The organism is Cylindrospermopsis sp. CR12 (assembly GCF_001432185.1).
Classification (GTDB): domain Bacteria; phylum Cyanobacteriota; class Cyanobacteriia; order Cyanobacteriales; family Nostocaceae; genus Raphidiopsis; species Raphidiopsis raciborskii.
In genome coordinates, this window is the sequence record NZ_LMVE01000007.1 from 1 (window position 1) to 5,327 (window position 5,327).

Genomic DNA, 5,327 nt, shown 5'->3' on the forward strand with positions numbered 1-5,327 from the left:
ACTCCATTCATAAGGGCGATCGCATTTCCCAACCCTCCTAATATTCCATCAACCCTAATATGTATTACGCGCCAGAAAATTTTCCATTGGGGGGTTGACTACTTGACTTGACAATGATATATTTTCATCATGGGAATCTGTGTCCGCATATAAGGTCTTTTTTCAACCACCAATATTTGATATTCGGATCGACAACCCCCTTCATAAGAGCGATCGCATTTCCCAACCCTCCTATTCCATCAACATCTCATATTTCCTATGGATAGACAACCCCCCTCAAATATTCCATCAACCCTAATATGTATTACGCGCCAGAAATTTTCCATTGGGGGGTTGACTACTTGACTTGACAATGATGTATTTTCATCAAGGGAATCCCTCGCTTTTAGCGATGGGAGCGTCAAAAATACTGTTGATAACCTAACTGTGTTAATCTATTTTGTTTATCCATAACCATATCCGATAAAGACTGACGATAAGCTTGAACCTTAACTAACAACTCTGGTTTATAAGTAGCGAGAATCTGCACTGCCAAAAGACCAGCATTCTTGGCACCACCTATAGCTACCGTGGCTACAGGTATGCCCGCTGGCATTTGCACTATAGAGTATAAAGAATCTACTCCCTGTAAGTTACGCGTAGGTACAGGAACCCCAATTACTGGTAGTGGAGTTAAAGATGCTACCATGCCTGGCAAATGTGCCGCACCACCAGCTCCGGCAATAATTACCTTTAATCCCCTGATATGAGCTGTTTCAGCATATTCCACCATACGCCGAGGAGTGCGATGGGCAGAAACAATAGCTACCTCGTAGCTAACGGAAAATTCCTCACAAATGGCGATCGCCTCTTTTATGGTAGGGAGATCAGAATCACTACCCATGATAATGCCAACTTCAAGACTCATAATAACTAAAAATTAATGACTGAAAATTTAGGTTAGAAACTGGGACTTAGGGGAGTAATTGTCAAGATTTCCATCTAAAATGAGATAGTAGATTTATCTGGACAGGGTGATGACCACAACAACAGCAGAGCGGATAATTTGCAACACCGATATTATCAATGCAAAAGTACCCGGTTATCAAGGTTTACAGATGATCTGGGTGAACGAGCGGGGGAACATCGAAGAAATCTTACCCATGACCCAGCTGTGTCAAAGACAAACCAGGGATAACTTGCGGGTTCTGGATTTAGCAGGTGATTGGGTCTCATTGGGTGGTGTGGATCTGCAAATCAATGGGGGTTTGGGTTTAGCATTCCCCGACTTGACAGATAGAAACATCCACAGACTGGAAGAAATATCAAATTTTTTGTGGGAACAGGGGGTGGATGCTTATTTACCCACTTTAGTGACAACCTCCATAGAAAATATACATCGTTCCCTAGACCTCATAGCCAATTATGAGCAAAAATCCGGGGCAAAAATTCTAGGAGTCCATTTAGAAGGTCCCTTTTTAAATTATGGTAAACGGGGCGCACATCCAGCAGAATATTTACTCCCCTTAACCATGAATGAGGTTAATCGGGTATTAGGGGATTATGCTTCCCTGGTGAAGGTCATCACCCTAGCTCCTGAATTAGATCCCACTGGGGAAGTCATACCCTATCTGAGATCTTTAGGAATAACGGTGAGTTTAGGACATTCTCTAGCTACAGCAGCACAAGCAGATGAAGCTTTTAGATCGGGTGCTACTATGGTGACCCATGCGTTTAATGCCATGCCACCTCTACACCACCGAGAACCAGGTCTATTGGGTGCTGCTATAAATCATCCCCATGTGATGAGTAGCTTTATCGCCGATGGACAACACATTGTGCCGCCCATGTTAGAAATTTTATTACGTGCTAGCAAAGGACTATTTCTAGTCAGTGATGCTTTAGCACCACTAGGACTACCAGATGGAGAATATCCCTGGGATAGTCGAAAAATTACAGTAAAAAATGGTACAGCTAGATTAGCGGATGGAACCTTATCGGGAACCACATTTTCCTTACTAAAAGGAGTACAAAAGCTAGTGCAGTGGCAAATTTGCGACATTGAAACTGGAATCTTTTTAGCTACGGATGCGCCCAGAAAGGCAATTAATCTACCCACCATTGGTACGGGTGTGCAGGCCAATTTACTCCGTTGGTTTGAGGATCAAAATACAGGAGAATTGACTTGGAAAAGAATAGAACTTGCCAGGACATGACTATAACAGAAAAAATTCTCTCTCAACTGCCAGGAAACATCTTAGAGAACCTAAGACGCACCGATAAAGTTTTAACATCCCTAAAAACCGATAACCAAACCTTTACGGAAGTAGTGAAACAGGAATCAACCCCATTAGAATCTATAGATTGGGATGTGATAATTTGTGGTGGGACATTAGGAATTTTAATTGGTAGTGCCCTAGCAGTGCGGGGAGTGCGAGTAGCATTATTGGAAAAAGGGGTTTTACAGGGAAGAGAACAAGAATGGAATATTTCTCGTCAGGAATTGTCAGTATTGATAAAATTAGACCTATTGACACAGGAGGAGTTAGCAACAACTATTGTTACCACCTATAACCCAGCGCGGGTAGGTTTTGCCAGTGGTGGGGAACTGTGGGTAGAGGATGTACTCAATATTGGGGTAGATCCGATTTGCCTACTCAAAACTCTCAAGAACCGGTTTCTGCTTGCAGGAGGAACATTACTAGAGAACACCCCATTTAACAACGCGGTGGTCCATTCCAATGGCGTAATGGTGAATAACCAATTTTCAGGTAGATTACTACTAGACGCTATGGGACACCTTTCACCCATTAGTAAACAAGCACGCGGGGGTAAAAAACCAGATGCAATATGTTTAGTAGTGGGAAGTTGTGCAGAAGGATTTACCAGCAATGACTCAGGGGATTTATTGCTATCCTTTACTACCCTACAAAATCAGTGTCAATACTTTTGGGAAGCCTTCCCCGCACGGGATGGTAGAACCACTTATTTATTTACCTATATTGACCCAGCATCCCAGCGGTTAAGCCTAGAAGAACTAATTGGTGAATATTTTCGCTTACTACCAGAATATCAAAAAGTAGAAATTGATAAATTAACTTTTAAAAGGGTGTTATTTGGTTTTTTTCCTAGTTACCGTCAAAGTCCCTTGCAAACACCTTGGAATTACATTTTACCCGTGGGAGATAGTAGTGGTAATCAGTCACCCCTAAGTTTTGGTGGATTTGGTGCCATGATTCGTCATTTAGAGCGATTAACCATGGGGATTGAGGAAGCATTACAAACTAATGAATTATGGGCTTCCTCCTTAAAATTACTACAGCCCTACCAACCTAGTTTAAGTGTGACCTGGTTGTTTCAAAAAGCCATGAGTGTAAGAATAAATCAGCAAATCCCACCGGATCAAATTAACCAACTACTGTCCGTAGTATTTACGGAAATGGCAAAATTAGGCACTCGGGTTTTAAAACCTTTTTTACAAGATATAGTGCAATTTTCAGCCTTGAGTCAAACCTTGTGGAGAACGGGTATAAACCATCCCTTATTAATAGCTAAGATTATTCCCCAAGTTGGTCTTTTCAGTTTGATAGATTGGATAGGTCACTATATAAACCTGCTGATTTTTACCCTTTTATTTTCTTTCAGCTCCATACCAGCACTAGGCAAAATAATTAATAACCTACCAAAAAGTCAACAATATTACATTCATCGGTGGATAGATGGTTGGAAATTTGGTTCCGGTAGAGATTACCACCTAAATCCATAGAATCTGTGGATAATGTAAAAATAAATGTAAAGTGCTAAAGGAAAATGATTTTGATTCAAAGCATAGAGATTGATTGGATATTAGTAAACACCGGTTTACAGTTTATCACCTGGGGGGTTTTCTCCCTATTACTAGCTGAAATTCTCCGGGATATTTATCATGCTTTGTGTCATCAAGTCACCTGGTTGTCAAAATGGCATAATAAGCACCACGCAGCATATCGTCGAGACCTGACCATTGCTTCTCAAAAAGCCTACATAGACTCCCAATTATATCATGACATTGTGGAATCTGTCATCCTGGTAGTTTTATTAATCTTTGTTACTCTCTTGACAAAACAGTGGGGTTTGTGGTTAGGGGTAGCCTATTCCATCACCTTTTTATACGGTGCATCTTTGCGCTACTTTCAAGGCACAATAGACACAGATTATAATCATTTACCCGGACCATTAGCAACAATTCCTTCCGTTTGGTTTGTGAATAGAACCTATCATTGGCGACACCATTTTGATGATGTCAACGCCTATTATAGTGGAGTATTTTCCCTAGTAGATAAAGTGTTGGGAACGGGACTTTCTCTTAAAGGTAAAACCATTGCTATTACCGGAGCTTCCGGAAGTTTAGGAAAAGCACTAACCACCCAATTAACTAAACAAAATGCCAAAGTTGTAGCCTTAACAACTAACCCAGAAAATATCCCAAACCACTCTGGAATCAAAGTCATCCCCTGGCAATTGGGCAACGAAATAGAACTAAAAGCCAACTTAGAAAAAGTTGACATTTTAATTATCAACCATGGCATTAATGTTTATGGCGATCGCACTTCAGCTGCTATGAATAATTCCTATGAAATTAACACATTTTCCGCACTGCGGTTAATAGACATATTTTCGGAGACTGTTACTGGACCCCATGCTAAAGCAACCAAGGAAATTTGGGTGAACACCTCGGAAGCTGAAGTTTCACCTGCATTAAGTCCTCTTTATGAACTGAGTAAGAGAGCATTAGGAGATTTAGTCACCCTAAAACGCCTAAATGGAGTCTGTGTAATTAGGAAACTAATACTAGGTCCGTTTAAAAGTCAACTTAATCCCTATGGGGTCATGTCATCAACCCAAGTAGCAAAGGGAATCGTGTTTTTAGCTCAACGGGACTTTAGAAACATTATTGTTACAGTCAACCCCCTAACCTACCTACTGTTCCCCATCAAAGAGTTTACCACATGGTTATATTATAGAATTTTCACAAACAGCTATAGTTTAAGGCGATTGTAAAGCACTCCTGATGGTTATGGAATTACCCGTTATTGTTTGAGTCAACCCACGCGACTGTCTGTGGGGGAGACCGGGAATCAATTCCGGGTCTCAAAGCTCAAATCGGTTTAAAACCGACTAATTTTGTCGTGGGTATCGTAGGTTGGGTTGAGGAACGAAACCCAACAAACCAACGGGACATATATAAATGCGATTGCATTGCACTCCCTACAGGAGCTCGCGAAAGACTAGCAACCTGGAGACTGTGTGTGGGGGAGACCGGGGAATCAATTCCGGGTCTCAAAGCGAAAGTCGGTTTAAAACCGACT

General features: G+C 41.3%; 5 protein-coding genes. 4 read left to right on the top strand and 1 reads right to left on the bottom strand.

Translation table 11 applies throughout. From position 1 onward, the window contains the following. Positions 1–400: 400 nt before the first annotated feature. Positions 401–907, bottom strand: a complete 507-nt coding sequence (purE, locus tag ASL19_RS00815) for a 5-(carboxyamino)imidazole ribonucleotide mutase (protein WP_057176906.1) — start codon at positions 905–907, stop codon at positions 401–403. Positions 908–1,016: 109 nt separating this feature from the next. On the opposite strand from purE, the gene nagA reads away from it, so the two are divergent. The 4 genes from nagA to ASL19_RS18375 all read left to right on the top strand — a co-directional run. Next, a complete protein-coding gene (gene nagA / locus ASL19_RS00820) occupies positions 1,017–2,195 on the top strand; it encodes an N-acetylglucosamine-6-phosphate deacetylase (RefSeq protein ID WP_057176907.1) in 1,179 nt (392 codons plus the stop codon). Beyond that, positions 2,192–3,745, top strand: a complete 1,554-nt coding sequence (locus ASL19_RS00825; RefSeq protein ID WP_057176908.1) for a hypothetical protein — start codon at positions 2,192–2,194, stop codon at positions 3,743–3,745. Before nagA ends, ASL19_RS00825 begins: the two co-directional genes overlap by 4 nt. A gap of 44 nt (positions 3,746–3,789) precedes the next feature. Continuing rightward, positions 3,790–5,019 (top strand): bifunctional sterol desaturase/short chain dehydrogenase, encoded by a 1,230-nt coding sequence (locus tag ASL19_RS00830; RefSeq protein ID WP_057176909.1) that lies wholly within the window; start codon positions 3,790–3,792, stop codon positions 5,017–5,019. A 32-nt stretch (positions 5,020–5,051) separates the two neighbouring features. After that, positions 5,052–5,327, top strand: a 276-nt coding sequence (locus tag ASL19_RS18375) for a hypothetical protein (protein ID WP_235528891.1), incomplete at its 3' end; no start/stop codon positions are given.

Excerpts from the sequence above, each read along its gene's own strand:
- purE (WP_057176906.1), bottom strand. The coding sequence starts at position 907 with ATGAGTCTTGAAGTTGGCATTATCATGGGTAGTGATTCTGATCTCCCT.
- nagA (WP_057176907.1), top strand. The coding sequence starts at position 1,017 with ATGACCACAACAACAGCAGAGCGGATAATTTGCAACACCGATATTATC.
- ASL19_RS00825 (WP_057176908.1), top strand. The coding sequence starts at position 2,192 with ATGACTATAACAGAAAAAATTCTCTCTCAACTGCCAGGAAACATCTTA.
- ASL19_RS00830 (WP_057176909.1), top strand. The coding sequence starts at position 3,790 with ATGATTTTGATTCAAAGCATAGAGATTGATTGGATATTAGTAAACACC.